Genomic DNA, 25,645 nt, shown 5'->3' with positions numbered 1-25,645 from the left:
CCAGGGCAGCGGGCCAGCCCACGTAGCCCCGGGCTGCCGGGTCAGTCCACATGGTGCCGGGGCAGCGGGTCAGCCCCCGTGCCGCCGGACCCAGGGCAGCCCACGGAATGGCGGGCCACGGGGTCGGCTCGTGTGGTGCCGGGCCGCCGGGTCGGCTTACGTAGCTCCGGGCCGCGGAGTGGGCCCATTTGACCCCGGGCCGCCGGGCCAGCCCACGTGCCCCCGGAGCAGCGGGCCTCGTAGCCCCGGGCCGCCGGGCCAGCCCACGTGCCCCTGGAGCAGCGGGCCAGCCCGCCTAGCCCCAGGGCAGCGGGCCAGCCCACGTAGCCCCGGGCTGCCGGGTCAGCCACATGGCGCCGGGCCCCGGGTCAGCCCACGTAGCGCCGGGCCGTCGACGCTCGTTGGGTTTCGTCCAGCAGTCGCAGCCCGTACTCGACCCTAGGGGGGACCACGGCCCGGCGGGCCAGGGTGCCGGGCAGGCCCGCGAGGGCCTGGGCGAAGGCTCGTAGGCTGGCCCGGTCCCGGGGCACTGTGCGGGCCAGGAACAGGGTGCGGCGTACGGCAGAGGGCAGGGGGCGGCGCTGCCAGGTGAACCACAGCGTGTTCCGCAGCCCGCGCACCCGCCGGGCCGTGGCGTCGCGGGCGACCGACGGCGCGTGGTGGATGACCGGCTCCGGTGCGAACACCATCCACCAGCCCAGGGCCGCGAGATCGGCGGCGAGCAGTTCCTCCTCCCCGCCGAGCCACAGCCGGGGCGAGAACCCGCCCACGGCACGGAACGCCGCGGTGCGCAGGCAGGTCGCGGCGGCGAGGACGGACCCCAGCGCCGGGCCCGGCAGCCACCGCGGGCCCGGCACCGGCGAGGAGCGCAGCTCCGCCACGATGGGGTCCTCGGTGCCCTGGGGCTCGACAAGGATCCGGGCCGTCACCGACGCCAGCCCCGGATGGCGGTCCAGCAGATCCGCGGCCGCCGACAGGGACCCCGGCGCCCACCAGGAGTCGTCGTCGCAGAAGGCCACGTAGGGCGTGCGCACCTGGCGTACCGCGACGTTCCGGCCCACGGCGCCGAGATTGCGGCCGGGGCGCAACAGCCGTACGCGCGGGTGGAGCCGGGCCACCGCCTCGGCGGTGCCGTCCGTGGAACCGTTGTCGGTGACGATCACGGGCGGCCGCTCGGGCAGTTCGGCCAGCCGGTCCAGGGTGTGCAGCAGTTCCGCCCGCCGGTCGCGGGTGATGACGACGACCGTTGTGCGGTCATCGGCCGTTGCGGCGGCGACGTCATCCGTCATGGCCATGGCGGACGGCCCTCCTCCCGCGTGCCGACCACTGTCCCGGTACCGGACCCCTCCGCCCGCTGCCCGTCCACCCGCCGGGCGGCCTCCTCGACCCACGGCGGCAGCGGCCGGCGCAGCCACAGCGCGGTCGGCAGCCGGGCGAGCAGCCCGCGCAGCGCGGTCCGCGCCACCGGGTCCCTCCCGGCGTCGGCGAGGAGTCCGGCGGTGCGCCGGGCGGCGAGCGGCAGCGGGCGGCGCAGCCAGCAGCCGATCAGTTCGTTGCGCCGCATCACGGCGGCGCGGTCCCCGCGCGGCGAGGGGGCCGGATGGTGGTGGGCGACCACCTCGGGGCAGTACGAGACGCCCCAGCCCATCGCGGCGAGGTCGTAGGCGAGCAGGGTCTCCTCCCCGCCGAAGAAGATCAGCGGATGGAAGCCGCCCGCCTCCAGGAAGGCGCCCCGGCGCACCACGGCCGCACAGGCGAGGAAGCCGAACACCTCCGGTCCGGGGAGGTCCTCGGCCCGGCCGGCGGGGGAGGCGGCCAGCGTGGCGTTGAGCGGGTCGGGCCGCTCCTCGGGGCCGACCCGCACCTGGGCCGCCAGCAGCCCGAGCCGTGGATGGGCGTTCAGCAGATCCGCGGCCACCGACAGGGACCCCGGCGCCCACCAGGAGTCGTCGTCGCTGAAGGCCACGTAGGGGGTGCCGATGGCGCGTACGCCGTCGTTGCGGGCGAGCGCCCCGCGGTTCTCCGCGTGCGCCACGATCCGCACGTGCGGGAAACGCTCCGCGACCATGGCCCTGGTGTGGTCCGTCGAGCCGTTGTCGACGACCACGACCGGTGGCCGCTCCGGCAGGGCGGTGAGGTGTGCCAGAGCCATGGCGAGCCGCTCGGCGCGGTCGCGCGTGGCGATGACCACACCGACGGCGGGGCCTGGCGCGTTCATGGCCGCCGGGTACCCGGCGCACGGGCCGCCAAGCGCCGGCCGGGCATGCGCCAAGCGGCCGCCGGGCGGCCGCTGTTCGGCGCGCGCCGACGGTGCCCGGGGCCCCGGTGGCACCGGGTCCGGCGGCCGGCATGCCCACAGCGCCCCGCCGCACACCGTGATCTGCGTCATGTCGGACACCGCCGTTCCGGGGGTACGGTGCTGACGTTACCGTCGTATCGAGGAGCGGCTTCGTTTGTCCCTGGACCTGTCATCCGTCATCACGGCGACCACGCAGTGGCTGGTCAGGGCCTATCCGGCGGCCGACGGGGCGATGAACGCGTCACTCTCCGAGGCCCAGGCGCGACAGGCCGTGACGGTGGCCGCATGGCTGCGCTACCCGACCCCCACCGACGCCGCCCTGGTGGCCCTGGCCGGACCGGGCGGCTCCTTCCGGCTGGACTGGCTCGTGGACGCGGAGCCGTACGAGATCCGCGGCCCCGACTGCGCCTGGCGCACCTGGGTGGACGAGGTCGTGGCGAGCTGGGCGGCGGCCCTGCTCACCTCCGCCGACCTGGCCTGTGAGGCCGTGGCGGCGCTCGCCGACTGCCCGCACGCCGCCGCGTCCCCCAGGGAGTTCCGGCGGCTCACGGAGCCCGACGCGTACGACCGGCGGGCCGCGCCGCTGCTGCGCCACCCGGACCTGATGGCCCCCGTCGCGGAGCTGCACCACCCGCAGCTGCTGGAGCGGCTGCGGCAGCTGCACAGCGACCGGACACCCACCAGCGCGGCCTGACCCGCCCGTCAGGGTGATGGCCTGGCCCGCACCTAGCGTGGTGGCCTGGCCCGCACCTAGCGTGGTGGCCTGGCCTGCCCGTCAGCGTGGCGTGGCCTGGCCCGCCCCCGGCGTGGCTGGCCTGCCCGCCCGTCAGCGCGAGGCTCGCTTCAGGGCGCCGTGAGCGCCCCTCGCGCGCTCACGGTGACGCGCTCCCCCCGGGCGCAGTAGACCACCGCGGACGGGAAGTCCGGGCGCCGGGTCTCGTCCAGGAACGCGGAGAGCGGGGAGCTGAAGGCGGCGTAGTCGTCGTAGTGCACCGGCAGCACCCGCTCCGGCCGTACGGCCTTGACCAGAGCGGCCCCCTGGAGCGCGTCCATGGTCACGATGAGCCCTCCCGGGAGCCGGGTGCCGCCCAGGTGGACCACCGCGAGATGCATCTCCGGGCAGCGTCGGGCGATCTCGTGGATGCCCGGGAACATCAGGGTGTCACCGGTGAGGTACACCCGCAGCCGAGGAGGCCGTCCCGGCTCGCCGAAGTCCAGCAGACTCCCCATCACCGGTGGCAGCAGCCGCTGCCACCGGCCGGGGGCGTGCCTGCCGGGCAGCGCGGTGATCCGGACCTGGCTGCGGTCGCGGATCAGTACGTGGTCGTGCCAGGTGGGCAGCCCGGTCGCCCGGCTGAACCCGTGGAGGCCCTGGAGCCGCCGGGAGGCATGCGGGGTGGTGATGATGGGCAGCGAGCGGTCCAGCCGCCGGCGCGCGATCCGGTCCCAGTGGTCGCCGTGCAGATGCGAGAGCACCACGGCGTCGAGGTCGGCCGGGATGTCCTCGACGGCCAGGGCGGGCTCGGTCAGCCGCCGGGACGTCAGCCCCTTGCCCAGATAGGCGTGCTGGCCCCGGTGCAGGAAGTTCGGATCGGTGAGCAGGGTCAGCTCGCCGTAGCGGATGAGCAGCGTGGCGTTGCCGATGAAGAGGATCTCGGCGGCGCCCTCCGGGGGCGGCATCATGACCCGACCACCGCCTCCCGCGGCTCCGGCCGGCCGGGGGTGGGGTGGACGCTGGGCAGCATGCGGGGGGATGGCCTGGGCTCGCTCATGATCGTCCTTCCGGAGGCGGCAAGGCCGTATCAGGCAACGCGCCCCCACGAAGTGCCCAGCTCCGCGTCTTTCAACCAGCCTCCGGACTCCCCGGCCCGGTCCGGCCCCGGGCCGGGGAGTCCAGGTCCCGGGCCGGGGAGTCACGTCCGGGCCGGGGAGCCACGTCCCGGACCCGGGAGCCCAAGGCCGGGCCGGGTGGGACCCGGCCGGGGAGGCGGTCAGTCCTCGTCGTCCTCGAAGGCGTCGCCGATCTCGTCGACGATCTCCGCGGCGACCATTCCGCCGACGACGCCGACCGCGACACCCGCCGCGACGCCTCCGACGACCGCCGCCGTGCTCGGGCCGGAGCGCCGCTGCCCGTCGTGGTGCCCGTCGTGGTGCCCGTGGTGGTGGTCCGGGTGCCCGTAGCCGTGACCGGGCGGGTACGGCTCGCCGTGGCCGTAGGAGCCGTACGAGCCGTGGGCGGCGCGCTGCTCGACGAGCTGCCGGATCCAGGCGTCGACCTCGGTGTTCCAGTCGCGGTGCTCGACGCCCTCATGGCCGACGGTGAAGAGCGTGAGGGCGTCGTGCCCCTCGGAGAAGAACCCGCCGCGCTTGTCGGCTTCCAGGACGACGTCCATGCTGCCGGGGTTCGCCAGGAAGGTCACCTCGAGCTCGTTGATGGCGTGCGCGTACTGCGGGGCCGGGGAGAGCTCGATCTCCTGGTAGAACGGCAGCCGCTGCCCGGTGCCGCCCACATGGCCCAGCTCCAGGTCGGCGGACTTGAAGCCGAAGCCGAGCTGTCCCAGCGCCTCCAGCACGGCCTCCTGGGCCGGCAGCGGACTCACGGTCAGCTGGTCCAGATCGCCCTTGTCCTTCGCACCCGCGATCTCCAGCCCGGTGCGCACCCCGAGGATGATGCCCAGCGGCTGCCCGTACAGCTCGGTGATCGGCGTCTCCCAGGGGAGGTGGGCCGTGAACGGGAGGCTGCGGCGCTCGCCCTCGCCGAGCCGGAATCCGCCGGCGACGGTGAAGCGGTCGAAGAGGACGACGCCTTCGCGCTCCTCGTCGCCGCGCTCGTCCTCCACCCGGGCCACGAGCTCCAGCGTGATCTGCTCGATCTCGAAGTCCGCCTTGCCGCCCTCGAGATGGACCTGACCGGTCAGCGGCCCGCCGGGGAATACCGGGCCGGGGTCCAGCACCGTGTCCACGGTGGGCCCGCCGACACCGAGCGAGCCGAGCAGTCGTTTGAACACCATCGCGGCGTTCACTCCTTCACGTATGCGTACTGTCGCGTTGTGCGTGTGTGATCACGCGCTCATGGGTGGATGGGGGAGAGCGCGTGCGGCGGGGGACGGGGCCGCGCGGCAACGGGCCGTGCGCCGCGGAACTTCAGCGGCCGGTGGCACGTTGGCACTTCGTCCTCCCTCCGGACTTCTACACGCATGTAGAAGCATAGGGTGTGTGCCCTCCGTGACGTGACCCATCCCCCGCGTCGGCTGGGGGACGTCCGAAAAAGGTCACCCGCGGGGCCCGGCGGAGTTCGGCTCGCCGGAATGCTGTTCGGCCGAGTGCCGCCGGGGCGAGTGCTGTCCGGCCGAGTGCCGCTCGTCGGGGTCGTCCGCGCGCAGAGTGCGGGCCACGGTGTCGGCGAAGGTCCGGGCCAGCGGCGGGAGCGCGTCCCAGCGGCGCACGGCCCAGCCGACCGGAAGCGGCGGCAGGGCGGGAATCGGTACGAGCCGCAGCGGCCCCTCGTCCCCGGGCACCGGCAGCCCCGGCAGGGCGGGCACCACGGCGCGTCCCAGCCCGAGTTCGGCCAGCAGCAGAGCGGTGTCCCAGTCGGCGACGCTCGTATCGGAACCGGCCCGTACGCCCAGCGCGGCGAGGGCCGCGTCGAGCCGTCCGCCGGACGTGGAGTTCGGCGGCAGCCGCACCAGACGGACATCGGCGAGGTCGGACACCTCCATGCGCGACCGGGCGGCGAGCGGGTCCCCGGCCCGTACGGCGAGCACCCACGGCAACTCGACCACGGGCCGCTGTTCGATCCCGCGCACCGGGGCGCCGAGGGTGATCCAGGCCAGGTCCAGATTGCTGGCGATGAGGGCGTCGAAACAGCCACGGCTGGAGCTCTCGGTCTGGAACTCCAGGCTCACCTTGGGGTGGCGCCGGCGGAAGGAGACGATCGCCTCGGCCATGAAGTGCCGTACGGTGGTGCCGCCGGTGGTGATCCGCACCGAACCGCTCTCCCCGTTCACCAGGTCGCCGAGGCGGCGCAGCGCCAGATCGAGACCGGCGATCCCGTCGGCGGCGGCCTCGCACAGCAGACGTCCCGCCGGGGTGGGCACGACACCGCGCGGCTGGCGCTCCAGCAGGCTGACACCGGTCTCGCGTTCCAGCCGCTTCACACGCTGGCTCACCGCCGACTGAGTGCAGGTCAGGTCCCGGGCCACGGCGCTCAGGCTCCCGGCGCGGCACACGGCCACGAACACCCGAAGGTCATTCAGAGTCATACCCTCCAAGCTATGGCTTGGAGTTGGCGAGCAATCCCCAGGATTGACTGGGGTGGCCACGGCTCGCGACGATCGTGGCAGGGCTCAGGCGGCAACCCGTACGGCACCGGCACGCGGATCCGGACCGGGTGACGGCGCGGTACGGGTGCCGACCTGCCGAGCACGAAAGGACACGGACCTGTGCTTGCTGCTCCCCCTCCTGCCGCGGCCGACCGGGCCGTCACCCTGCTGCGCCGGCTCGGCGCCGCGGGCATCGCGCACCCCGGCGGCACCCTCCTCGCCCACCTCCAGCGGGTACGGGCCCGGCTCGCCGCCTGGGGAGCCCGCCCGGAGCTCCAACTGGCGGGGCTGTGCCACGCGTCCTACGGAACCGACGGCTTTCCGGTCACCCTGCTCTCCCTCGGCCGTCGCGGTGAGCTGGCGGCGGTGATCGGCGCGGAAGCCGAAGCCATCGTGTACCTCTACGCGAGCTGCGACCGGAGGGCCACCTGCCCGGGGCTCGGGGACGCCGGCGCGGCCTTCCACGACCGCTTCACCGGCCGTACCCACACTCCCGAACCACGGCTGGCCCGGGACTTCGCCGAGCTGTCGGCCGCCAATGAACTCGACCTCGCCCGCCGCGACCCCGTCTTCCGCGAGCGGCGAGGCCCCGAACTCCTCGCCCTGTTCACCCGCCTGCGCCCGCTGCTCAGCCGGTCCGCCTGGCTGGACTGCCACGCGGTCCTCGCGCCGTCGCCCCTGACGCCCGACGCCTGACCGCCGTCGCCCCTGACGCCCGACGCCTGACGCCCGACGCCTGACCGCCGTCGGTACCGCCGGGGGCGCGGAACCGCAAAACGGCACGCCGAACCGATTGCCCTTTCGGCGGGTTCTCGTCGTCGGCGCACTCCGTGCGGAATTTTACGATCACGAATTACCGGAAGGAATCCCGCACGGTAATAGCTTGGTCAACTTCGTGAAGGTCGGGAAACGATCTAGAATTTCGACGTGAAGGAGATGACCGGATCAATGTCTTGACCGGGATCGTGTCCGGCGCGGAAACTCAGATCGCACTCACGCATCAGGAGCCGCAAGCGACGTTCCAAGCCCTGCGATACCGGTTTCGCGGGGGCGTGCGACCGGGGGAAGTACACGGAGAACGTGTGGGCGCGGCGGGAAATCCGCGCGAGCGATCTTCACTTCCCCTCCTCATCTCTTGATGCGCTGAAGAGAATGGAGGGGGAATGCCGACGCACGCGGGCTATCCGGGTGTCTACATCGAAGAGCTTCCCAGCAGCGTCCGTACCATCGCCTCGGTCACCACCTCGGTGACCGCGTTCGTGGGCCACACCCGGCGGGGCCCGCTGAACACCCCGGTGCGCGTCACCAGCTTCGCCGACTTCGAGCGCCGCTTCGGCGGTCTGACCTCGCAGAGCGCGGTCGGCTACGCGGTGCACCAGTTCTTCGGCAACGGCGGCACCGTGGCGGTCGTCGTCCGCGTGACCAAGGCCGGGACCGGCAAGGCCGCCCGCGTCACCCTCGAGTCCACCGAGGGCCACAGCGCGTGCCCGGTGCTGGAGGTGCACGCCAAGGAGCCCGGCCACTGGGGCTCGGGTCTGCGCCTCGCGGTGGACTACGACACCCCGTGCCCGGAGGAGACCTTCAACCTCCATGTGCTCGACGCACGGGGCACCTCCCGGGAGTCCTTCACCCACCTGTCCACCGACCCCGCCCACGGGCGGCACGCCGAGACCGTGATCAACGCCGGGTCGGCGCTGGTCCGGGTCAAGACGGTCGGCGAGGGCCGGCCGGACCCCTCCGGCACGGTCTCCAAGCCGTTCGCGGGCGAACTCCCCGATCTGAACGTCGAGCTGACGGTCAAGATCGGCGAGGTGGAGCGCGCGTTCACCCTGTACGACCCGGACTGTGACGGCGAGGCTCCGTGCGACGTCACCGAGCTGGCCCTGCTCCTGGAGCGCAAGCTGCGCGCGCTGCCCGACGCCCCCGGCAAGCACGCCTTCGCGGGTACCGAGGTCACCGCGTTCGGCCGCCGCCTCCAGGTCGTCGCCGGTTCCATCGACCCCGGCGACGCGGTGCGCTTCCTGGGCGAATGCGCCAATGACCTCGGCCTGGAGGCCTCGGTCAACCCGCCCGTCTTCCCGCTGTCCGGCGGCGAGGACGGCGCCCCGCCCGGCCCCCGCGACCTCATCGGCGGCGAGGCGGACAAAACCGGCCTCCAGGCGCTGCGCGACGTCGAGGACGTCAATCTGCTGTCGCTGCCGGAACTCGCCGCGTACGAGTCGGTCGACGACATGGTCACCGTGCTGTCGGCGGCCGACCGGCTGTGCCGGGAGCGGCGGATCTTCCTGCTCGTCGACGCGCCCTCCGCCTGGGGCAGCGTGGACGCGGCCCGTGCCGGGATCGGCGCCTTCGAGCCGGTTCGCAGCGACCACGCGGCGCTGTACTTCCCGCAGCTGCGGCTCACCGACCCGCTCACCGGACGGCTGCGCGCCTTCCCGCCCTCCGGGGCACTCGCGGGCGTCATCGCCCGTACGGACGGCGAGCGCGGCGTGTGGAAGGCCCCGGCCGGGACCGAGGCCCGGCTGGCCGGGGTGTACTCGCTCGGCGTCCAGCTGACCGACCGCGAGAACGGCCTGCTCAACCCGCTGGGCATCAACTGCCTGCGCACCTTCCCGGTGGTGGGCCCGCTGGTCTGGGGCGCACGCACCCTGAGCGGCGCCGACGCGCAGAGCAGCGAATGGAAGTACGTACCGGTGCGGCGGCTGGCGCTGCATATCGAGGAGAGTCTGCGCCGCGGACTGCAATGGGTCGTTTTCGAACCCAATACGGAGCAGTTGTGGCAGCAGATCCGACTGAGCGCCTCCGGTTATCTGCACACCCTGTTCGAGAAGGGCGCGTTCAAGGGTGGTACGCCGCGTCAGGCCTACTTCGTCAAGTGCGACAAGGACACGACGACGGACGAGGACATCGCAGCCGGCATCGTGAATGTGGTGGTCGGTATCGCGCCGGTCAAGCCGGCGGAGTTCGTGATCGTCAAGATCCAGCAGATGGCCGGGCAGTTCGAGATTTAGGAATGTGATGGCTGAGTTCCAGGTCAACGCCCATCGCTTCGACCCGTACAAGAACTTCAAGTTTCTGGTCCTCTGGGACGGTCGTACGGTCGCGGGCATCAGCAAGATCAGTCCGCTCAAGCGCACCACCGAGGTCGTCAAACACCGCAACGGCGGCGACCCCAGCTCGCCCCGCAAGTCCCCGGGCCGGTCCGAGTTCGAGGGGATCACCCTGGAGCGCGGCGTCACCCACGACCCCGAATTCGACCGCTGGGCCAACAAGGTCTGGCAGGTCGGCGCGGGGCTCGGCGCCGAGGTCTCGCTCGCCGACTTCCGCAAGGACATCGTCATCCAGGTCCTCAACGAGGCGGGCCAGGTGGCCGTCTCGCACAAGCTCTACCGGACCTGGCCGAGCGAATACCAGGTGCTCGGCGAGCTGGACGCCAACGCCAACGCGGTCGCGATCCAGAGCCTGAAGCTGGAGTGCGAGGGCTGGGAGCGGGACTACGAGGTGCCGGAGCCGGAAGAGCCTTCGTTCACCCACCCCGCGTAGGCGGGGGCGGGAGAGGAGCGGGGCGGTACGGGGAGCAGGATGGTACGGCAACGGCACGGTACGGGGAGCGGACGGCCTGAGAGATGGGGAACACGGGGCCCGCGGAGCTGCTGGCCATCTGGGAGGCGGGGCTGGCGCACCACGGCCCCGGCCGCGCCCTGCTGCTGCACCGGGCGGCCCGCCCGGGGGCGGCCGCGGGCGAACTGCGGTCGCTGCCGGTGGGCGAGCGCGAGGCGGACCTGTACGCGCTGCGGCGAGCGCTGTTCGGCGAGCGGATGCAGGTCAGGGCCGAGTGCGGGGCGTGCGGCGAGGCCATGGAGTTCGACCTCGACGCACGCCACTTGGGGGTGCGCCCGCGGGGGCAGGACGGCCCGTTGCGGGTGGAGGAGGGCGAATGGACGGTCGAGTTCCGGCTGCCCACCGTCGCCGACCTCGAAGCGGCGGCACATGCGGTGGCCGAGGCGGGCGGGCAGACGGTGGCCGCCGTGGATGGGCAAGCCGTGGCCGACCCGGCCGGCCCCTCGGACGGGGACGGACTCCCGGACGGAGACGGACTCCCGGGCGTGGACGGGCTCCTGGGTGCGGACGGTCTCTCGGACGCGGACGGGACCTCGGACGCGGGCGGGTTCTCGGTCGCGGGTGGGTTCTCGGGCGTGGGTGGGTTCTCGGGCGTGGAGGGTTTCCTGGGCGTGGACGGGACCTCGGACGTGGACGGGTTCTCGGACGTGGGCGGGTTGTCGGGCGTGGGCGGGTTCTCGGTCGCGGGCGGGTTGTCGGACGTGGACGGGTTCTCGGTCGCGGGCGGAGACGCTGCCGGAGACACGTCTGCCGACACCGCCGAACCCGCCGAATCCGCCGAATCCGCCGAGACCACCGCCGCGGCCCGCGCCCGGCGGGCCCTGCTCGTCCGATGCGTGGTGTCCGTCCACCGCTCGGGGCGGCCGGTCCCCGCCGACCGCCTCGCCGTGGCGGTGGCCGATCTGCCCGACGCCGTACAGCGGCGGCTCGCGGAGGCCGCCGAACGTGCCGACCCGGCGGCCGATGTGACGCTCAACGTCACCTGTCCCGCATGCGGTGCGGCCACCCGGGCCGAGCTGGACATCGCCTCCTACCTGTGGGCCGAACTCGACCACTGGGCACGGGACCTGCTCCTCGACGTCCACCTGCTCGCCACCGCATACGGCTGGAGCGAGCCTCAGATCCTGGCGCTCAGCCCGCTGCGGCGCCGTTACTACCTGGAGCTGTGCGCAGATGGCTGACTACTTCGACCGGCTGCTCGCGCGGCACGCCCCTGCGCCGAGCCCCGGCCCCGGCCTCGGGGCCGAGCCGGGGGCGGGCGGCGCCGCCGACGGCCGCCCGGTGCGGGTCCGGCCGCGGCTGCCCGGTCCGTACGAGCGGATCGAGGCGCTGCGGGGCGAACCGCCGCTGCCGGAGGAGTCCGCACCTCCCCGGGTGGCCCCGCCGCCGGCGGCCGACCACCACCGGGAGGTGGTCCGGCACGAGCGCGAGGTCAGGACCGACCGGCAGACCGTCGTACGCGCCGATCCGGCACCGTACGAGGACATCGACCGGTACGCCGAAATCCCGGCTCCCGCACCGCTGTTACTCCCCAGCACCCAGATCGCCGTCGGGCCGCACCCGGCCGCCCACGAGGCCCCGGCCACCCGGCGGGGCGCCCCGGCGGCCCCGGCCCCCGACGCCGCACCGGCTGCCGCGGGACCCGCGAGCGGCCCGCCGTCGGCGGGCGTGCTGTCCCCGGCCGCCGCCGTACCGCTGCCGGCCCGCGCGGCAGCCGCCGCCATGGGGCGGGAGGCCGCACCGCTCCCCGCCGGGCGCCGCCGCGCCCGATCCGCGCAGCGCACGGTGCACGTCCAGATCGGGCGGCTGGAGGTCACCGCCGCCGCCCCGCCCGGCACCGACCGCTCAGCTGCGGCCCGCCCCGGAGCGACGGGACGGCGCGCACCCGCGCTGAGCCTGGACGACTACCTGGCACGCGGCGAGAGGAGGGACTGACATGAGCAACGGACTCGCCTTCGCGACCGTCACCCAGGCCCTCGCGCTGCTCATCGCGAACAATCTGCGGCCCGAGATCGACATCGCGGTCACGGTGGACACCCACAGACCTCCGGCGGAGCCCCCCACCGAACCGACCATCAACATCTTCCTCTACCAGGTCACCCCGAACGCCTCCATGCGCGCCACCGACCTGCCCACCCGGGCCTCGGACGGCACGCTCCTCAAGCGGCCGGCCGCGGCGATGGACCTGCACTACCTGATCAGCGCCTACGGGGAGGAATCCGAACTGGTCGGGCAGCGCCTGATCGGCGCCGTGGTGCGCATCCTGCACGAGATACCGATGCTGCCGAAGGACGTGATCGAGGAGGCCGCCCGGCGCTCGTACCTGGCGGGCAGCGACCTGGCCGAGTCGGTGCAGCGGGTGCGCTTCACCCCGACGCAGATGGATGTGGACGAGACCTCGAAGCTCTGGGGGATGCTCTACCAGACCCCGTACGTCCTGTCGGTCTGCTACCAGGGCTCGCTGGTTCTGATCGAGGGCCGCGAACAGCCGGTCCCGGCGAAGCCGGTGGAACGGCATACGGTGCGCGCGGTGCCCTTCGGCGCACCGGGGGCGCCGGAGCCACCGGCTTCACCAGGACCGCACGGGCCGTCTGCCGAGTCCGTCCAGGCGGAGGCGGAGGCGAAGACGGCGCCGGAGACCGAGCCCCCGGCCCCGGCCCCGGCCAAGCCCGCCAAGAAGCGCACCACGGCCGCGAAGACGGCGGCTGCCAAGACGGCCGCCGCGCCCACCCGTCCGCGCAAGACCACGGCCCGGCGCCGCGGCGGGCGCTCCGGGGACCCGGAGAGCTGAGGCACACGGTGGGGGAGAAGGGGGTGGACCACAGCATGGGTACGCGGGACCCCCGCGCATCGGCAGCCAACGATGCCGGCGCGGGCAACGATGCCGACGCGGGCGCCAATGCCGGCGCGGGCGGAGACTCCTTCGCGGCTGGGGCCATCGTGGCCGAGGACGGACAGGCCCTGGCCGCCGCCGTCCAGGCCGTACTGGCCCGCGTCGACGCCCACGCGCGCCACGCCACCACCAACGGCCACCGACCAGGCGCCGCCGCGCACGGCGAGCGGGCACGCGGTGCGGCCGCGTCCGGCGAGAAGGCGGACCGAGAGGCGGACCGAAAGGCGGACCGGCAGGCGGACCGGCAGGCGGACCGGCAGGCGATCCACGGCCCCGCCACCCTCGACGCGCTCGCCGCCTGCTTCGGTCTCAGCACCTTCGAGCGCCAGCTCGTCCTGCTCGTGGCGGCCGCCGAACTGGACCCCACCGCCGCCGCCCGGTGCGCCGCCGCGAGCGGCGACCCGGCCCGTACGCACCCCACCTTCTCGCTCGCCCTCGCCGCGCTCGACGAACCGCACTGGAGCGCGCTCACCCCCGTGTCCCCGCTCCGCCGCTGGCGGCTGATCGAGCTCGACGACGAGACCCGCCTCACCACCTCCCGGCTCCGGATCGACGAGCGCGTCCTGCACTTCCTGGCCGGATCGCCCTACCTCGACGCGCGTCTGCACGGCCTGCTGCGCCGCGCCCCCGTCCCACCGCCGCTGCCCGCCTCGTACGACCGGGCGGCGGACCGTGTGGCCGAGGGCTGGAACGAGTCCCGCCCGCAGGCCCCGCTGCGGGTCGAGCTCGTCGGCGGCGACCTGACGACCCGTACCGATATCGCCGCCACGGCCGCCCGCCGCACCGGGCTCGCCCTGTACGTCATGGCCTCGGAGGACGTTCCCTCCGACGCGGCCGAACGCGACCGCCTCGCCCGTCTCTGGCAGCGTGAGGCCGTCCTGCTGCCCGCCGCCCTCCTGTTGGAGGTCGGCGAGATGGACCGGGAACAGACGGCCGCCACCGACGCGTTCATCGACGCCGCCGCCGTGCCCCTCGTCGTCTCCGGCCCGGACCCGCGCCGGACCGGCCGCCCGCGCGGCGAGCGCGTCACCGTGCCCCCGCTGGACGACACCGAACAACTCGCCCTCTGGGCCGACGCCTTCGCGGACATCCCCCAGATGCGGGAGACCCATCTCCGCTCCCTCGTGGCCCAGTTCCGGCTGCCGCCGCACATCATCCGGTCCGCGGCCGCCGCCGTACGCCGCGACCTCCCGGACGCGGCCGACCCGGACCCCACCGCACTCGCCTGGCGCGCCGGGCTCATCGAGGCGCGCATCGGCCTGGACGAGCTGGGCCGCCGGATCGAACCCGAGGCCGCCTGGGACGATCTGGTGCTCGCCGATCACCAGTCGCGGATCCTGCGCGAGATCGTCGCCCACGTACGGCAGCGCGCCACCGTGCACCAGGAGTGGGGATTCGCCGTGACCCTGCGCCGTGGCCTGGGCGTCACCGCCCTCTTCGCGGGCGGCTCCGGCACCGGCAAGACCCTCGCCGCCGAGGTGCTGGCCAAGGAGCTGGGCCTGGACCTCTTCATCATCGACCTCTCCCAGGTGGTCAGCAAATACATCGGCGAGACCGAGAAGAACCTGCGCAAGGTCTTCGACGCCGCCGAGCGCGGGGGCGCGCTGCTGCTCTTCGACGAGGCGGACGCGCTGTTCGGCAAGCGCAGCGAGGTCAAGGACAGCCACGACCGGTACGCCAACCTGGAGGTCAGCTATCTGCTGATGCGCATGGAGGCGTACCGGGGCCTGGCCGTCCTCACCACCAACATGAAGAAGGCTCTCGACCCGGCCTTCATGCGCCGCATCCGTTTCGTCGTCGACTTCCCCTTCCCCGGCGCGGGCGAACGCGCCGAGATCTGGCGCCGGGTGCTGCCCGCCCAGGCGCCGATGAAGGACATCGACACCGAACGCCTCGCCCAACTCACCGTGGCCGGCGGCTCCATTCGCAATATCGCGCTCTCCGGCGCCTTCCTGGCCGCCGAGGAGGGCGACCGCCTCCAGATGCGCCACATGCTGGCGGCGGCGCGCACCGAGTACCAGAAGCTGGACCGTTCGCTCACGCCCTCGGAGGTTCACGGATGGGTCTGAACGAGCAGCCGAGCGCGGTCCATGTGGACATCGGCGAGCTGGCGCTGTCCGGCTTCGACGCGCGCATCGACCCGGACCGGGTCCGGACCGCGTTCCAGACGGAGCTGACCCGCCTCGTACGGGAGCGCGGCGTACCGCTGACCGCGGACGGCGAGAGCCGGGAGTTCGAGGCGCTCGCCGGCCTCCCCCCGCTTCCCGCCACCACCTCCCCGGCCCGGCTGGGCGAGGCCCTGGCACGGGCCGTGCACGCGGGCCTGTCCGGAAGGGGGCGGAAGCGGACATGAGCGATTCCCCGTCCACCACAAGGGACGACCGCGCCTCCGCCCGGTCCGCCAAGCGCCGCAAGCGCAAGGAGCGGGCCGGTACGACCCGTACGCCCGAGCCCAAGGACATCGTCAGCGGCGCCGGGCACCCCCTGGACCCGAGCGTCCGTCGCGACCTCGAAGAACGGCTGGGCCACGACCTCGGCCAGGTCCGCCTGCACACCGACCGCGACGCGGCCCACCTCACCGAACTGCTGGGCGCGGACGCGGTGGCGGTCGGCCAGGACATCTTCTTCCGCGAGCACACCTACCGCCCCGGCACGACGGAGGGCAGGCGCCTCCTCGCCCACGAACTGCTCCACACCGTCCAGAACCCCCACGGCCTCGGCACCCTCCGCGCGGGCCGCGACCTGGGCGCGGTGAGCCTGCCGCAGCAGGCCATCGAACGCGAGGCGGAGAGCGCGGCCCAGGAACTCGTACACGGCGGACAACGCGGCGGGCAACGTGGCGGACAACCGGAAACGGACGTGGCACCGGAGGAGTCCGCGACCCCGGGCTGGCTCCGCTACGCCACGGTCGACGCCGACCGCAACCGCATGGAGAAGCTCGACCCGGCCACCCTGGTCGACCGCCTCGCCAACAGCGTCGTCCGCTCCCTGCGCGGCGATCCGGAGGACCGCTCCAAGCGCACTCGTATGCAGCTGGCGCGGATGCCGGACGAGGTGCAGGACGCGGTCCTCGACCGCCTCGAAACCAGGCTCCTGAGCGCGGAGCACGAGCGGGTGCTCGACTTCGTCGACGAGATCGAGGCGGACGACAACCTGGAGCCGGAACCCCTGGCGGCCCCGGCCGTCGAGCCGGACCCGGTCGAGGAGCTGCTGTTCGAGCGCGAGAACGAGCGCCGGACGGCGGAGGAGCACCGTGCGGAGGAGCGGCGGCCGGCACCGGCACCGGGCCCGGAGGTGGACCAGCCCGCCGCGGAGGGCGCCCCCGGCAGTACGCCGCGCAACGGCGGGGACGCGTCGCGGAAGGAGGGTCAGGACGGGGACGGGAACGGGGGCCAGGACAGGGGCGGGAACGGGGGCCAGAAGCAGGCCGCACCGTCCTCGCCCTCGGACCGGACGTCCGGGGACGGGCGACAGGACGGTGAGAAGCAGTCCGAGGGCTCCGGGAAGGCCGGGAGAGAGCAACAGGGGCAGGAAGCGCAGGAAGAGCAGGAACAGCAGGGCGTCGCGACACCGAGCAAGGAGGAGTCGGCGGCCAAGAACCGTCCGGGCGCGGTCGATGCGCTCGTGGCGGGCAGGCAGCCGAAGCAGGAGGACGAACGGGGGGCGGAGAAGCCCACCGGTTCGCCGGTGGCGTCCGGCAAGGACCCCCGGCCGTCCGGCGCGATCTCCACCCTCGACGGAGTACGCGCCCAGGACCTCGACGGCCCGGAGGAGCAGGCCGAGGAGGATCCGTTCGGCTCCGGCAGCGAGTCGGAGGTCGACGTCGGGGGCGAGGAGAAGAGCGCCTGGGACATCAAGCTCCAGCCCGAGGACTTCCTGCCCGCCCAGGACCTCGACGTCTCCGGCGTACCGACCGCGGACGAGCTCGACCCCTCCTCGTCCGCCGCCCCTCCGCTCCCGTCCTTCCCCGCCCCTCCGGTGACCAAGGCCGACAAGGTCCAGGCCGAGCGGGACGCCGAGGACGCCGAGGACGAGGCGGCGGAGGCCGAACCCGAGGAGGACGCCGCCGACGCGGCCACCGAAACTCCCGAGCCCTCGGCAGAGGCGGACCGCGGCGCTCCGGGAGGCGACGGGCTCGGCGGTCTCGGCGGTCTCGCCGTGGAGCAGGCCGCGGAGAGCCGCCCGGGACCGGCCGCGACGAGGGACCCGAAGAGCGGCGCCGACCCGAAGGACGGACCCGTCGTCGCCCAGATGACGGTGCAGGAGGCCGCGGGCAGGTCCGAGGGCGGCAGCGAGACCGGAGAACAGGCCGCGAAGGAGGAGAAGGGCACTCCCGCGGCGGGCGAGACATCCGGCGGTGCGCGGGAAAAGGCGTCGCAGCAGGCGGTGGGCGGTCAGGCGGCCGCGCAGGAGCCCGCGGCCGAACGGGAACAGAAGAAGACGGCCGCGGCGCCGTCGGGCCGGAGCGAGCCGACCGCCGACTCCCCGTCCCCCTCACCCGCGCGGGACACCCAGGTCACGGGTGGGTCGAACGCGGATACGCCGGGCGGGGCGAGCAGCGGGGCGCGAAGCGAGCCAAGTTCGCCGGGGGAGCGTACGGGGACTCGGACCGAGGCTCCGGCAGCGGAGCCGGCGCCGTCCACCAGGGAACCCCAGAAGACCGCCGAACCCGCGGCGTCGGCCCCCGCCCCCACGTCCGCACCGGCCCCGACCCCGGAGACCGAGAAGCCCACGTCGGCTCCGGCGGCGAAGGCACCCAGCGGTGCGGGCGGAGGCGGCGGCGGTGGGGGCGGCGGCGGTGTGGGCGGTGGTGGCGGCAAGGCGTCCGCCCCGGCCAAGAGCAAGAAGAGGGATTCCGGACCGTCCCCGAACCTCTCCCAGGTGTCCCCGGAAGCGGGCCTGTCCACGGCCTCGAAGCTCAAGCCCCATGTGGCGCTTCAGGCCATGACCGGCGTGAGCGGTTCGGTGGACCGCACCGTCGGCGACGAACACAAGGCGCTCGCCGCCGCCCCGCCCTCGATGCGGCGCCCGGCAGGCGCCCCGCGGACCCTCCAGGGCAAGCCGGAGACCGACGCACCGGCCCAGTACTCGCAGGACCCGGCCCAGAAGTCCGAGGCCCCGGAGCAGGAAGAGGCCGAGGTCACGGGTGCCAAGGAGCCCGAGGGCCAGATCGAGGCGGAGAAGGCCGAGGAGCCGGGCGGCTGGGACACCTTCAAGATGGCGCTGGGCTTCATCGGCGGCAAGATCGTGAACGGGGTCGCGAGCCTTTTCGGCGCCGACAAACCCGTAGTGGACCCCCAGGCCCTGGCCGCGAAGTTCGCCGGGCTGCCGACCAAGGACGAAGCGCTCAAGCAGGCCCAGGCGGGCAACGCACCGGGCGTGCGGATGCGGGGCGCCGCCGACCAGACGGCCGGTGAGCAGGGCTCCGCCGTCGACACCAAGGGCCAGGAGACCGTCGCGACGGGCCGCGACGACGCCGGCCGGGGGATGGGCGAGGACCAGGTCTATCCCGACGCTCCCCAGGAACAGATGGCCGCGAAGGTCCCCGGACAGCAGGGCGGCGGGGGCGGCGGTGCGCCCCAGGGCGGCGCCACGACGGGGGCAGTACCGCCCGAGGCCGCGTCGGAAGTGGCCGAGCACGAACGCGGACCGCAGTTCCAGGCGGCATTCACCGACGGCCGGCAGCGCATGTCCGAAGGGCGGCAGACCAAGGACCGCGACTTCCGGGACGGCCAGCGGCAACACAAGCGACAGGTCGACGCCGAGATAGCCGCCAACACCAAGAGCCAGGCGAGCGAGCGCGAGAAGGCGATGACAGAGGTCACCGCCGAACGCGCGGACTGGCGCACGGAGCAGGACAAGGAGCTCCAGTCTCTCGGGGACAAGAAGACCGAACGGCACGACAAGATCCGCAAGGACGTCAAGGACAAGGAAGAGCAGACCGACAAGGACGTCGACAAGGAGAAGGACGACAGCGACAAGAAGATCCAGGACAAGGGCGACCAGGCCGAACGGGACGCCGAGAAGAAGCGCGACGACAGCGTCCAGGAGTCCGGCAACTGGGTCAGCAAGGCCTTCGACTGGATCAAGAACAAGGTCATCGAGATCAAGAACGCGATCGTCCGCGTCATCAGGGAGGCGCGTGACGCGGTCGTCGGCTTCATCAAGAACTTCAAGGAGACGGTCGAACGCTGGATCAACGACGCCCGCAAGGCGATCGTCGACGCGATCAAGAACTTCATCAACGACCTGATCGAGTTCGCCAAGGCGATGGTGCGGGCCGTCATCGACCTGGCCAAGCGCATCCGGAACGTCATCATGGGCCTGGTCGAGGCGGCGATCGCCCTCGTCAACAAGCTCGCCACCATGCTCAAGCAGGCCGTCACCGACCTGCTGAACGCCCTTGGCAAGCTGCTGAGCGGCATCCTCGACGTCCTCAAGAAGATGCTGCTCGACGTGGTGAAGGCCGTCGTGGACGCGGTCAAGGCAGTCCTGGACTTCGCCTCCAAACTGCTGGGCGCGCTCGGCGACTTCATGCTCATCGCGGTCGACTTCCTCTCCGACCCCGGCGGCTGGCTGAGCGGCGCCAAGAACTCGGCGGTGGACGGCGCGAAGAACCATCTGTTCCGGGAGGTCAAGTCCGCCGTCAAAGAGTGGTTCCAGTCCAAGATCGAGGAGATCATCGGCGTCCCGAAGGCCATCCTGGACAAGCTGTTCAAGGGCGGCTTCACCCTGGAGCGGATCGTCAAGGAGACGTGGGACGCGATCGTCCCCCAACTCCCCCTCATCATCGGCGAGATCGTCATCACCAAGGTCATCGCCAAGCTCATCCCGGGCGCGGGCTGGGTGATGGCCGTCATCGACGCCATCCGCACGGCCATCGGCGCGCTCGGGGCGATCCTGCGCGCGGTGGGCGCGGTCCTGGACTGGCTGAAGCTCGTCCGCATGGGCGGCGCGGGAATCCTCTTCGCGAAGGCCGTCGCGGCGGGCATCGTGGCGCTCCTCGAACTGGCCTACGAGGCGCTGCTGTCCGGCATCGGCAAGTACGTCGCGAAGGTGGGCCGGCGCTTCAAGGCCATCGCCGCCAAGCTGGGCCAGGGCAAGGGCGGCAAGGACGGAGCCGGCGGCAAGGGCGGTACGGACGGGGAGGGCTCGGACGGGCGGGGCGGCAAGCCGAAGCCCGACGAGAAGTCGCAAGAGCCGACCTCACCGAGGACGAGTACTCCCGCAACGCGCCCCACAACGACAACGACCACGAAGCCGAAGCCCACAACGCCATCGCGCCCCCACCCCAAACCCACCCGGCCTGAAACCCCCGGCAGGCCGAAGCCCACACCCGACGCCAAGACCCCAGCCCCCACCACCAAGGACAAGAACGGCAAGCCCAAGCCCGCCGAGGACCGCCCGGACACCCGCCCAGCCCCCACGGCCAAGCCCAAGCCCAAGCCGGAACCCCCGGCCAAGCCGAAGCCCGAACCGGAGACGAGGCCCAAGCCGGACAAGGACGACAACGGCTCCCCGCTGAAGCGCGACGACCAGGACCCGGCCAAGTCCGAGGTTCCGGGCCCGACCAAGTCGACAGAGGACAAGGACGGCCCCCGCAGGCCCAAGGGCGACAACGACGCTCCTCACAAGTCCAAGAAGCCCGGGGAGGATGACGGCAGGAGGCCCAAGCACGACAAGAACGAAGACAAGCCCGGTTCCCGGAAACCCAAACCCGATAAGGACGGTAAAGGGAGTAAGGGATCACGCGGTAAGGGAAATAGGGGGAACAAGGACGAAAAGCGTGATGACCGGAGAGAAGAGGAGGAGTCGTCCAACTTCAAGGATGCGCAGTTGGCGCTGATCATCGCCCGGATTCGCCCGATCATCGAAGGTGAGCTCGAGCCCGGAGTGCACAAGGATACGCTGGACTCCCTGCTTTCCGTTCTGCGCCGCCGGTATCGCCTCACCCGCCTGTACGTGATGGGCGGCGAGAGGTTTCAGGTGCGCGCCAGCCTCAACCCTGGCGGCACAGTGACGCGAGGCTACAAGCAGAGCGTGATGCGGTACCTCCAGAAATATCAACTACCGGATCCGGGGATCAGCCCGACGCCACAGAACTATGTGCGGCCGGCCATCACGACAGTGGCCGAGTACATAAACCCAGAGTATGGAAAGGAATACGGGAGGAAACCGTCGGGGCAGTACACCGAAGGTTGGGATTACCTGGTGAGGTATGACCTCCAGAACAATCCGCACCAATGGGATCGCATGCACCTGATCCCCCGGCAATTGGGAGGTCCCGCCAAGACATCCAACTTCGTTCCTGCCCGGAACGACATAAATGGACCCTTCTACGACAATTTCGAGAAGATACCGGCGAACATATTCGGTGAACCGTCGAAGTTGAATCCGCCACTTCCCGGGTGGTACGAGGTGAAGCTGAAGCGTTACGCGGGCAAAAGTCCTGGCCCCTATCCGCATGGCCCCACGTACCCCAGGGGATTCCCCGAAAAGATCGATGCCGCGTGGGGCATGTACAAAAAGGAGCGAGGTTCGGGACGCAGCCGCTCGCATTGGAAAAAGCTACAGCCCGGATCGCGGAACGTGGCGACGCTGCGGTTCCCCCCTCCTCCGGTGCCGGTGCACAACTACGCCCCGCTCTCCTCGGTTCCGATCAATACGGCCACGCGTCCTGAAATCGAAGTCGCATTTGGATTCCGGGTGAATCTCTCCAGTAAGCGCTCCCAGCGGAAAGCGTTCATGGATGCCTTCATGCAGGAGCGGAGCAGGGCCGGGAAGTTCAACGACTTTCAGGAGATGAGAAACGCGATGCGGAAGTACTCCCTCCCGAGCGGGAGAGTGATAGCAGACCTTCCTGGACTCCTGGCCATGCTGAAACACCGGGAAAGGTACGGTTACTTCAGGTTCAACTAAGCGCGCTGTTCTGCGCCACTGAAAGGAAAGGCCAATGTCGGAGTTGACCCCGAATGAACAGCGGCATCTGACGTCACTGGAGGAGATTGCGAACTGTCCGGTACTGGACGCCGACTGTGGAGACACCGACCGGCTGACCCCTCCCTTGGAGGCCCTTCCGCCGCTGGGCGCCTTCAACGAGAAATGGGCGGACCTGGTGCTGGATGAGGACATCAGGTCGTGCGGACTGCGCTTCATCGACTTCGGATGTCGATGGTCGACCCGAGCCGGGGAGGATGACGAGGATGATGACGTCGCTTACGACGACGAAGAAGAAGCGGCCGACAACAGCATCCTCCATACTCGTGAACTGCCGGAGATCAGTGGCGAGTTCTTCCTGCGTCCCTTCCACGACATACTGAGTCAGCCAGATGGCCCTGCCCGGGGAGCGGACACGGAGTTCCAACGCCAATTCTTGTCGGAACTACGCGTTATGGATCAGACGCCGCGTTCCGGAGCGGGCATGCTCACGTATATCCGGCTCAAGCCTGGCCTCGGTCCGCTTGAGGTCTGGTACAGCGACGTTGCGGATATTGGTGCCTCTCCCTACCCTCCCGGTTTCATCAAAATGGACATCACGTACCGGGAGTACTTGGACGCGATCTTGCTCACCAAGGGGACGTACGGGTGGCAGTATTTGTACACCGATATTTCGCTCGCCCGGGGATTCGGAGAGATCCGTGGATATCTTGAGGGCATGCTGGAGCTGTTTCCGGAGATCTTCCCTGACCATGACTACTCTCCCTTGGTCGAGCGCCTGGAGGCCCGCCTGTGACCACCTACGCCGACATCCCCAAGCCCATCCGCTCCGGCATCGTCCTCGTCGACCCCGAGCGCGGCACCCCCCAACGCATCATCGTGCTGCAGTTCAACCCCGACACCCTGGAACGCTCGCTCTCACCCCAATCCGCCGGGGACCAAGCAGACAGCGGCGGGGGCGGCAGCGGAAGCGGGGACCGGAATGAGGCGCTGAGGCTCAAGGGGCCCGCCCAGGAGACGTGGAAGTTCACCGCGGAGATCGATGCGACCGATCAGTTCGAGGTGGCCGCGCCCGACGGGATACACCCGCAGCTCGCGACCCTGGAAATGCTCGTGCAGCCGACCACCGCGGCGTTACGGGAGGCCATGCGGCTCGCCAAGAAGGGGACCATCGAGATCACCCCGATCGAGATGCCGCTGACGCTCTTCACCTGGGGCAGCAAGCGCGTCATGCCGGTCCGTATCACGGAACTCTCCATCAACGAATCGGCGTTCGACGTCAATCTCAATCCCATCCGGGCGTCCCTCGGCATCGGGCTGAAGGTGCTCACCATCAGCGACCTCCCCGCCGGCCACCGTGGCGCCGAGCTCTACCTCGCGCACCTCGCGCAGAAGGAGCGGCTCGCGGCGGCGGCGCGTGGCGGGGCGCTCAGTGCGTTGGGGCTGAACAGCGGGGACATCGGGCTGGGGAGGGTGTAGCGGATGGCAGAGCCACAGTCGTACGAGAGCGCGCTCGACGCGATACCCGGATCGCACCCCTACCCCCGCTCCAGCCGCTACCACGACGCCGAGATCGGGATCCACACCCAACCCGACGGCACCCCCGTCCGGTACGTCAAGCGGCGGCTGTTGCCGCCCATCAGCGCGAACCCCGAGGGCACCGCCACCCACACCGTCAGCGGTGGCGAACGCCCCGACCACCTCGGTCAGCGCTACTTCGGCGACCCCGCCGCGTGGTGGCGGATCGCCGACGCTAACCCCGTCCTCGACCCGCGCGAGCTGACCGCCGAGCCGGGCGAGGAGATAGCGATCCCGGGCGGGTTCCCGGGCGGAGGCGGTGGGCGCCATGGCCGATGAGCCCGTCGGGCAGGGGCCCATCCACCTGGAATTACGCATGGGGCCCCAGCTCACCCGCCCGGTGCCGGCCGAGGTCACCGAGGCGCTGCTGTCCGCGCAGATCACCACCACCGCGGGCGAACGCAGCGGCTTCCAGATGGCGTTCGACCTCACCAAGAAGGGGGCGATCGTCGACCGGCTGCTCCCGGAGGGGTTCTTCGACCCCCGCACCCGTGTGATCGTCACGGCCGTCGTCAAGGGAACGCCGATCGTCCTCCTCGACGGGCTCATCGTGCGCCACGAGGTGGGGGCCAGCAATCAGCCGGGGCAGACGACCCTCACCGTCACCGGCGAGGACCTCACCCTCCTCATGGACCTCGAGGAGCGCACCGACCGCTACCCCAACCTCTCACCCTGGCAGCGCGTCAGCCGCATCCTGGCCAAGTACACCGACTACGGCATCGAGGCCGACGTCGTCAGGGAGAAGATCCTCCAGCCGCCCAACGCGCAGCGCCGCGTGGACTACCAGACCGGCACCGACCTCCAGTACGTCACCGACCTGGCCCAGGCCAACGGCTATGTCTTCTACCTCATCCCCGGGCCCGTCCCCGAGGTCTCCACCGCCTACTGGGGACCCGAGAAGCGCATCGGCACACCCCAGCACGCCCTCACCGTCAACATGGACGTCAATTCCACCGTCGACCAGCTGACGTTCGCCTATGACGGGACCGCCCGCGAGGAGCCGCAGGCCCGGGTGCAGGACCCGGCCACCCGCACCGCCACCCTCCTCGCCCAGCCCGACATCAGTCCGCTCCGCCCGCCCCTGGGCAAACGGGCCACGCCCGCCCTCAAGCGCAAGACGCTCTCCGGCACCGCCAAGAAGGACCGGGCGCAGGCCGAGGCGGAGGCGCTCGCGCGCGCCGCCACGTCGGCCGACGCCATCTCCGGGTCCGGCTCGCTCGACGTCAGCCGGCACGGGTACATCCTCCAGCCGCGTCAGCTCGTCGGCGTCCGGGGCGCGGGGGTCACCTACGACGGGGAGTACTTCGTCAAATCCGTCACCCATAACCTCCGGCCCGGCTCGTTCCAGCAGAACTTCACGCTCACCCGCGAAGGGCTGATCGCCCGTAACGACGTCGTCCGGCCGTAGGCCGCACAAGGATCAGGAGCCTCCATGGCGGCAACGCCCAACCAGCGCTTCCTCGGCAAATTCCGGGGCCGGGTGCGGGACAACCAGGACCCGCTCGGAATCGGCCGGATCACCGTCGAGGTGCCCGATGTCCTCGGCGACGAGCCGTCCACCTGGGCCATGCCCTGCTTTCCCTTCACCGGGGACCAGCAGCGGCCCGCCGGGAGTTACGTCGTGCCGTCCGTCGGGGCGGGTGTGTGGGTGGAGTTCGAGCAGGGGGACCCGAGCTTTCCCATCTGGACGGGGTGCTGGTTCGGCGTCAGGGACCAGCTGCCGGAGGACGCGCGCGGCGATCCGGCGACGTCCCACCCCGTGGTGATCCAGACGCCGGGAAAGCACAAGATCGTGATGTCCGACATTCCGGCCGAGGGCATTCTGCTGGAGGCGCCCGGCGGTGCGTCCATAAAGATCGACGCGACCGGGGTGCATATCGACAACGGCCAGGGGGCGTCCGTTTCCCTGGTCGGAACTCAGGTCGATCTCAACGAGGGCCGGCTGACCGTGCCCAAAAAGCGATAGCCGACCGAGAAACAGCAGCGAACGGGGAG

At 71.6% G+C, this 25,645-nt stretch carries 20 protein-coding genes; 15 read left to right on the top strand and 5 right to left on the bottom strand.

What is annotated here, in order from left to right; genetic code table 11:
* Positions 1-368 precede the first annotated feature (368 nt).
* A complete protein-coding gene (locus N6H00_RS05630; RefSeq protein ID WP_268970451.1) occupies positions 369-1,295 on the bottom strand; it encodes a glycosyltransferase family 2 protein in 927 nt (308 codons plus the stop codon).
* Complete coding sequence (locus N6H00_RS05625) at positions 1,286-2,218, bottom strand: glycosyltransferase family 2 protein (RefSeq protein ID WP_268970450.1); 933 nt, start codon at positions 2,216-2,218, stop codon at positions 1,286-1,288. Before N6H00_RS05625 ends, N6H00_RS05630 begins: the two co-directional genes overlap by 10 nt.
* A gap of 235 nt (positions 2,219-2,453) precedes the next feature.
* Here N6H00_RS05625 and N6H00_RS05620 point away from each other — a divergent pair, with 235 nt between their 5' ends.
* The gene (locus N6H00_RS05620; protein ID WP_268970449.1) at positions 2,454-2,993 is read left to right on the top strand and encodes a hypothetical protein; all 540 of its coding nucleotides are present in this window, start codon (positions 2,454-2,456) and stop codon (positions 2,991-2,993) included.
* 149 nt (positions 2,994-3,142) lie between these two features.
* Here N6H00_RS05620 and N6H00_RS05615 read toward each other — a convergent pair whose 3' ends face one another.
* From N6H00_RS05615 to N6H00_RS05605, 3 genes are all read right to left on the bottom strand, one after another.
* On the bottom strand, positions 3,143-3,982 hold the full coding sequence (locus tag N6H00_RS05615) for an MBL fold metallo-hydrolase (RefSeq protein WP_268970448.1): 840 nt from the start codon (positions 3,980-3,982) through the stop codon (positions 3,143-3,145).
* A 308-nt stretch (positions 3,983-4,290) separates the two neighbouring features.
* On the bottom strand, positions 4,291-5,310 hold the full coding sequence (locus N6H00_RS05610; protein ID WP_268970447.1) for a sporulation protein: 1,020 nt from the start codon (positions 5,308-5,310) through the stop codon (positions 4,291-4,293).
* Positions 5,311-5,571: 261 nt separating this feature from the next.
* Complete coding sequence (locus N6H00_RS05605) at positions 5,572-6,561, bottom strand: LysR family transcriptional regulator (protein WP_268970446.1); 990 nt, start codon at positions 6,559-6,561, stop codon at positions 5,572-5,574.
* A gap of 180 nt (positions 6,562-6,741) precedes the next feature.
* On the opposite strand from N6H00_RS05605, the gene N6H00_RS05600 reads away from it, so the two are divergent.
* The 14 genes from N6H00_RS05600 to N6H00_RS05530 all read left to right on the top strand — a co-directional run bounded on the left by N6H00_RS05600 (position 6,742) and on the right by N6H00_RS05530 (position 25,616).
* A complete protein-coding gene (locus N6H00_RS05600; protein WP_268970445.1) occupies positions 6,742-7,317 on the top strand; it encodes a DUF6817 domain-containing protein in 576 nt (191 codons plus the stop codon).
* A 467-nt stretch (positions 7,318-7,784) separates the two neighbouring features.
* On the top strand, positions 7,785-9,632 hold the full coding sequence (locus N6H00_RS05595; protein ID WP_268970443.1) for a phage tail sheath family protein: 1,848 nt from the start codon (positions 7,785-7,787) through the stop codon (positions 9,630-9,632).
* Between the two features lie 7 nt (positions 9,633-9,639).
* On the top strand, positions 9,640-10,164 hold the full coding sequence (locus N6H00_RS05590; RefSeq protein ID WP_014058531.1) for a phage tail protein: 525 nt from the start codon (positions 9,640-9,642) through the stop codon (positions 10,162-10,164).
* A gap of 83 nt (positions 10,165-10,247) precedes the next feature.
* On the top strand, positions 10,248-11,423 hold the full coding sequence (locus N6H00_RS40420; RefSeq protein WP_443072900.1) for a hypothetical protein: 1,176 nt from the start codon (positions 10,248-10,250) through the stop codon (positions 11,421-11,423).
* Positions 11,416-12,177, top strand: coding sequence for a hypothetical protein (locus N6H00_RS05575; protein ID WP_268970442.1), 762 nt, complete (start codon positions 11,416-11,418; stop codon positions 12,175-12,177). Before N6H00_RS40420 ends, N6H00_RS05575 begins: the two co-directional genes overlap by 8 nt.
* 1 nt (position 12,178) lies before the next feature.
* Positions 12,179-13,033 carry a DUF4255 domain-containing protein gene (locus N6H00_RS05570; protein ID WP_268970441.1) on the top strand — a complete coding sequence of 285 codons (855 nt, stop codon included), beginning with the start codon at positions 12,179-12,181 and terminating at the stop codon, positions 13,031-13,033.
* Positions 13,034-13,068: 35 nt separating this feature from the next.
* Complete coding sequence (locus tag N6H00_RS05565; protein ID WP_268976846.1) at positions 13,069-15,204, top strand: ATP-binding protein; 2,136 nt, start codon at positions 13,069-13,071, stop codon at positions 15,202-15,204.
* Positions 15,195-15,488 carry a hypothetical protein gene (locus N6H00_RS05560; RefSeq protein WP_268970440.1) on the top strand — a complete coding sequence of 98 codons (294 nt, stop codon included), beginning with the start codon at positions 15,195-15,197 and terminating at the stop codon, positions 15,486-15,488. The genes N6H00_RS05565 and N6H00_RS05560 overlap by 10 nt, the downstream gene beginning before the upstream one ends.
* Entirely contained in the window at positions 15,485-22,054 is a 6,570-nt protein-coding gene (locus N6H00_RS05555; protein ID WP_268970439.1) for an eCIS core domain-containing protein, read from the top strand. The genes N6H00_RS05560 and N6H00_RS05555 overlap by 4 nt, the downstream gene beginning before the upstream one ends.
* Before the next feature lie 34 nt (positions 22,055-22,088).
* Positions 22,089-22,868 (top strand): hypothetical protein, encoded by a 780-nt coding sequence (locus N6H00_RS05550; RefSeq protein ID WP_268970438.1) that lies wholly within the window; start codon positions 22,089-22,091, stop codon positions 22,866-22,868.
* Positions 22,865-23,551 carry a hypothetical protein gene (locus tag N6H00_RS05545; protein ID WP_268970437.1) on the top strand — a complete coding sequence of 229 codons (687 nt, stop codon included), beginning with the start codon at positions 22,865-22,867 and terminating at the stop codon, positions 23,549-23,551. The genes N6H00_RS05550 and N6H00_RS05545 overlap by 4 nt, the downstream gene beginning before the upstream one ends.
* A 3-nt stretch (positions 23,552-23,554) precedes the next feature.
* A complete protein-coding gene (locus N6H00_RS05540; RefSeq protein ID WP_268970436.1) occupies positions 23,555-23,929 on the top strand; it encodes a hypothetical protein in 375 nt (124 codons plus the stop codon).
* Positions 23,919-25,058 (top strand): hypothetical protein, encoded by a 1,140-nt coding sequence (locus tag N6H00_RS05535; protein WP_268970435.1) that lies wholly within the window; start codon positions 23,919-23,921, stop codon positions 25,056-25,058. The genes N6H00_RS05540 and N6H00_RS05535 overlap by 11 nt, the downstream gene beginning before the upstream one ends.
* A 24-nt stretch (positions 25,059-25,082) precedes the next feature.
* Complete coding sequence (locus tag N6H00_RS05530; protein ID WP_268970434.1) at positions 25,083-25,616, top strand: phage baseplate assembly protein V; 534 nt, start codon at positions 25,083-25,085, stop codon at positions 25,614-25,616.
* The last annotated feature ends 29 nt before the right edge of the window (positions 25,617-25,645 follow it).

Origin of the sequence: Streptomyces sp. S465 (assembly GCF_026898115.1) — a bacterium.
Taxonomy (GTDB): Bacteria; Actinomycetota; Actinomycetes; order Streptomycetales; family Streptomycetaceae; genus Streptomyces; species Streptomyces luomodiensis.
The sequence above is the reverse complement of the archived record's forward strand: the minus strand, read 5'-3'. Positions and strand labels throughout refer to the sequence as shown.

Bases quoted from the DNA above. Each gene is read 5' to 3' on its own strand.
- N6H00_RS05630 (WP_268970451.1), bottom strand. From the start codon at position 1,295: ATGGCCATGACGGATGACGTCGCCGCCGCAACGGCCGATGACCGCACA.
- N6H00_RS05625 (WP_268970450.1), bottom strand. From the start codon at position 2,218: ATGAACGCGCCAGGCCCCGCCGTCGGTGTGGTCATCGCCACGCGCGAC.
- N6H00_RS05615 (WP_268970448.1), bottom strand. From the start codon at position 3,982: ATGATGCCGCCCCCGGAGGGCGCCGCCGAGATCCTCTTCATCGGCAAC.
- N6H00_RS05610 (WP_268970447.1), bottom strand. From the start codon at position 5,310: ATGGTGTTCAAACGACTGCTCGGCTCGCTCGGTGTCGGCGGGCCCACC.
- N6H00_RS05605 (WP_268970446.1), bottom strand. From the start codon at position 6,561: ATGACTCTGAATGACCTTCGGGTGTTCGTGGCCGTGTGCCGCGCCGGG.
- N6H00_RS05595 (WP_268970443.1), top strand. From the start codon at position 7,785: ATGCCGACGCACGCGGGCTATCCGGGTGTCTACATCGAAGAGCTTCCC.
- N6H00_RS05590 (WP_014058531.1), top strand. From the start codon at position 9,640: ATGGCTGAGTTCCAGGTCAACGCCCATCGCTTCGACCCGTACAAGAAC.
- N6H00_RS40420 (WP_443072900.1), top strand. From the start codon at position 10,248: ATGGGGAACACGGGGCCCGCGGAGCTGCTGGCCATCTGGGAGGCGGGG.
- N6H00_RS05575 (WP_268970442.1), top strand. From the start codon at position 11,416: ATGGCTGACTACTTCGACCGGCTGCTCGCGCGGCACGCCCCTGCGCCG.
- N6H00_RS05570 (WP_268970441.1), top strand. From the start codon at position 12,179: ATGAGCAACGGACTCGCCTTCGCGACCGTCACCCAGGCCCTCGCGCTG.
- N6H00_RS05565 (WP_268976846.1), top strand. From the start codon at position 13,069: ATGGGTACGCGGGACCCCCGCGCATCGGCAGCCAACGATGCCGGCGCG.
- N6H00_RS05560 (WP_268970440.1), top strand. From the start codon at position 15,195: ATGGGTCTGAACGAGCAGCCGAGCGCGGTCCATGTGGACATCGGCGAG.
- N6H00_RS05555 (WP_268970439.1), top strand. From the start codon at position 15,485: ATGAGCGATTCCCCGTCCACCACAAGGGACGACCGCGCCTCCGCCCGG.
- N6H00_RS05550 (WP_268970438.1), top strand. From the start codon at position 22,089: ATGTCGGAGTTGACCCCGAATGAACAGCGGCATCTGACGTCACTGGAG.
- N6H00_RS05540 (WP_268970436.1), top strand. From the start codon at position 23,555: ATGGCAGAGCCACAGTCGTACGAGAGCGCGCTCGACGCGATACCCGGA.
- N6H00_RS05535 (WP_268970435.1), top strand. From the start codon at position 23,919: ATGGCCGATGAGCCCGTCGGGCAGGGGCCCATCCACCTGGAATTACGC.
- N6H00_RS05530 (WP_268970434.1), top strand. From the start codon at position 25,083: ATGGCGGCAACGCCCAACCAGCGCTTCCTCGGCAAATTCCGGGGCCGG.